Source organism: Paenisporosarcina sp. P4_E4_2, assembly GCF_056401595.1.
On the sequence record NZ_JBFUJC010000319.1, the window covers coordinates 1 to 3,631 of the forward strand.

The window sequence follows — 3,631 nt, forward strand, 5'->3', positions numbered from 1 at the left end:
CGAATTGTGCACAATTCGTTGCCTGTGGGGTCTAGCTTGTTTCGTTTTTCCGCAGTAGTCTTCAGAAATAGACAACCACCTTCCAACTTAAATATTTTGCAGAGACACGCTTACAGAAGCAATTTCTTTTGATTGGAGTGGAGGCGGCGAGAACAGCACTAGCTGAAGACCCCGCAGGAAACGAATAGTGCAAATGTAAGTTTGCACTATTCGTTTGCGACGAAGCTAGCGAAGCGATGCAACGTACTTTCATGTTTCGAAGCTAGCAGAGCGATGCAGAAACAGGAGCACCGGTTTTTCTAGTGACGAGGAGACTGAAGCCGTGCCCGCGAAACGCGTCCGCCGCTGTAACATTTGAATAAAGATTGATAGAAATTTAGCGAGAATCCTCAATTTTTTGGTGAAAAACAAACCTCTTATTTTGAACAAAGTTTGATCAAAATACGAGGTTTCACCTGTTCATTGCTATTCACTTTTATAAAAAAGATTGATTATTTCGGAAATCGAATCTTCAACTAAAGCACCCGTTAGTGCAATAAAAAATTCTATTTTAATGCCTTTATCTTTCAGTTTCGTAATCATTAATGATTACTTCTATAATATTACATTGTTCATCTGCGACTGCTTTGTTAGATTGTTTATTATAGTTGTAGGTTATTAAAGCCTTCCATAAAGCCCAACCTCTTGCTCTATTCCAAGTTTCTGCATCAAAATTCAATGCATTCTTAAATGTCTTTCTGCTACTATCATCAAAAAAAGTCCAAGCCATTGCAGCATCGCAAGAAGGGTCTCCTACTCCCAATATCCCAAAATCAATAACCGCACACAATTTACCATTTTCAATTAATATATTTCCTGGGGCTATGTCACCGTGGACCCAAACTGGTTCACCAGCCCACTTTGAAGTTAATGCCAATTCCCAAATTTCTTTCAATAGGTGTTTATTAAAAGTATTTACATTATTATTAATGGCATCTCTACACTCATCATCGTATACAACAATATCTCCGCCTCTATAAAAATTATGTTCGCCAGCTAAGGGACCTTCACTGGCGTCAATAGATTGTAATTCAACTAAAAATTTCCCCAAATCATTTGCAAATTGATTTGAATCATCTATATTTTCTAAAGTTAATGTCTCTCCATCCAACCATTTGTTGACTGACCAAGGATGTGGGTAATCCTCATTTAGTTCTCCTTTAGCTAATGGTTCAGATATTGGTGTAGAAAGATGCTTGGCTAAAATGGGTAACCATTTTTGTTCTTTTTCAACTTGGGGTACATAGGCTACATCACTTGGTAACCTAACGCTCATACTGTTGCCTAAGTGAAAAGTTTTATTATCATTTCCACTTTTTTTAACAGGCTTTATTTCCAAATTAGACCACTCTGGAAATTGGCTATTTATTAACTTCGATACTAAATCTACGTCGATTTTTATCATTTAATTTCTCCCTATAATTTTATTTATTCATCACCCAAAACCCAGTTACAGTCACAAATTTATTTGATAAACGCATCCTTATCAACCCCTTTAATTTGATTACATTTAATGTACCATATACTTACTACTACAATGACTTCTTATTCCACTATCCTGCCCCGTTAGTTAAAGAAGAAAAAGAGATGACATAGTAGCTAACTGTTCATTAATCACCCTACTTGTATTGGTGGAAATTTGTAACCTTTGGCATAACAGATCTAATATACGCTATATCTTCTTGACTAAGATCAGGGGCAAAAAATTCTGTTCCCCAATGTTCAGAGTGAAACATTGTAATATCGCCTTTGCTTAAGAAAATAGAGAACCATTTTATATTTTCCGTTTCAGCTATGTGTTCATATAGGAGATGATGTGCAACCTCATCTGTTAGACTGCAGTGAAAAATAGTTAAGTTTACATCTTCTGGCAACCTAGGATGGCTTTGAACTAAGGCGTTCATTTCCTTGATCACTTCTTTTTCTTCATTCCAACAATGGATTTCAACTGTATCCGACCTCTCAATGAAGTATTTCATTAACGGAACCCAATACCCATAATCTTCAGGCACCGGATATCCATCAACCCCCTGAAAGTATTCTGAAATGGTAAAATGTAATTGGTATTTCATTTAATTGCCCCTTCTTTCTATACATCAACAGTGAAGCTTGTTATTTACGGGTATAAGTAAAGCTTAGAATATATTACTCAACTAAGCACCCGTTAGTTGAAGAACAAGAAATAATTTTTATTGGTTAACGCTAATACTTACACCCCATATTCTTTGAACGTTCAGTAATTCCTGTTCATTGAATTCCATTCTATAAATATCAGGTTTTGATGTGCTATGTAAAAAATTCAAGTCATAGGTGCTATCGAAATATCCCATCATCAAGGTCATAATAGCCCCGTGAGTTCCTATCACTACTTTTTTATTTCTCAAAGTATCTAATAGTTCTTTTAAAACTTTTATAGCTCTTTTTTGACAATCARCATTTGATTCTCCTCCCTCTAAGGAGAAATTCGAATCGAAAAACGACTTTTCCAAAATCTGAACCAATTCCTTATCAGCTAATCTTTTGTTTTCAGAAGAAAATATCCTCTCTTTTAAATCCTCAAAGACTAAAACTTCTTGCCCTATTTGTTGAGCTATCTTTTCAACAGTCAATATTGAACGTATGTATGGGCTAGAAACAACTGCATCGATTTTTTCATCTTTCAATATGTCAGTTACTCGTTGAGCATCTAAATAACCTTTTTCGGTTAATCCTCTTGTTCTATCATTTCCTTCTTTTGGCGACTCACCGTGTCTCACCATATAAACAACTGTACTCAATATATTCCCCCTCAATAAGTTTCTCTTATTTTTCCTTCTTCAACTCTACTGCCCCGTTAGTTCAATAAGAAAAAAGGCTGTACTCCTTATTGAAGTAAAGCACCCGTTAGTTGAAGAATGGTTACGCATTCCATAGATTGAAATAATAAATTATTATTAAAAAATTTCCTCATTTTCGTTCTTAATTTTTTTTAACATTTGAGCAAATGTCTCTAAGTCAAATTCTCCTGCTAAGTAATATAGTTTTAACCAATACGCGTTGTCTTCTAAGTAGCTTTCAAGTGCCCTCCGTACATTTTCCTCTGTTAGCTCCTTCACGAAAACCATCGGATGTCCTGGAGCAATATAATTTGATTTCTCCCTACTCATCTCTGTTTCAAGATTTTTTGGAGTTGAAACAACTAAGTTATAAGTAAAACCATCATCTAATTCAACAAAAACATCAACATTGTCATCTTTAATATTTGAAATCTTGGATAAATCCGTTGGATATTCTATATTTATTATTTTCATTATTACACTCCTTATTTACCATATAGCTCTGTTAAGATTTTGATTACATCTTTTTCAATTCTTTGCTCATTCGAATGTTAGGCTACTATAGTCATTTTATTGATTTCTTCTTCAACTAAACTACCCCGTTAGTTGAATAAGAAAAGGGCTTTACCCCTTATTAAAGTAAAGCACCCGTTAGTTGAAGAACGTTTTTAAATTATCGAATAAAAAGCATCCTTACTTTGATTTCTCTTATAAACAAAGGGAGCTCATTTTAACTCCCTTTGACTTTTATTTAATGCTTTCGGCTATTGTTATGA

At 34.6% G+C, this 3,631-nt stretch carries 4 protein-coding genes; all 4 read right to left on the reverse strand.

All coding sequences use genetic code 11. From position 1 onward, the window contains the following. Nucleotides 1-559 precede the first annotated feature (559 nt). Nucleotides 560-1,444, reverse strand: a complete 885-nt coding sequence (locus AC1DSB_RS16265; RefSeq protein WP_477587117.1) for an aminoglycoside phosphotransferase family protein — start codon at nt 1,442-1,444, stop codon at nt 560-562. A gap of 214 nt (nt 1,445-1,658) precedes the next feature. Then, nucleotides 1,659-2,111: a hypothetical protein gene (locus AC1DSB_RS16270; RefSeq protein ID WP_477533187.1), complete on the reverse strand. Its 453-nt coding sequence runs from the start codon at nt 2,109-2,111 to the stop codon at nt 1,659-1,661. Nucleotides 2,112-2,228: 117 nt separating this feature from the next. Continuing rightward, nucleotides 2,229-2,816 carry a histidine phosphatase family protein gene (locus AC1DSB_RS16275; RefSeq protein WP_477587118.1) on the reverse strand — a complete coding sequence of 196 codons (588 nt, stop codon included), beginning with the start codon at nt 2,814-2,816 and terminating at the stop codon, nt 2,229-2,231. Between the two features lie 156 nt (nt 2,817-2,972). Next, nucleotides 2,973-3,329 carry a hypothetical protein gene (locus tag AC1DSB_RS16280; protein WP_477587119.1) on the reverse strand — a complete coding sequence of 119 codons (357 nt, stop codon included), beginning with the start codon at nt 3,327-3,329 and terminating at the stop codon, nt 2,973-2,975. Nucleotides 3,330-3,631 lie beyond the last annotated feature (302 nt).

Excerpts from the sequence above, each read along its gene's own strand:
- AC1DSB_RS16265 (WP_477587117.1), bottom strand. The coding sequence starts at position 1,444 with ATGATAAAAATCGACGTAGATTTAGTATCGAAGTTAATAAATAGCCAA.
- AC1DSB_RS16270 (WP_477533187.1), bottom strand. The coding sequence starts at position 2,111 with ATGAAATACCAATTACATTTTACCATTTCAGAATACTTTCAGGGGGTT.
- AC1DSB_RS16280 (WP_477587119.1), bottom strand. The coding sequence starts at position 3,329 with ATGAAAATAATAAATATAGAATATCCAACGGATTTATCCAAGATTTCA.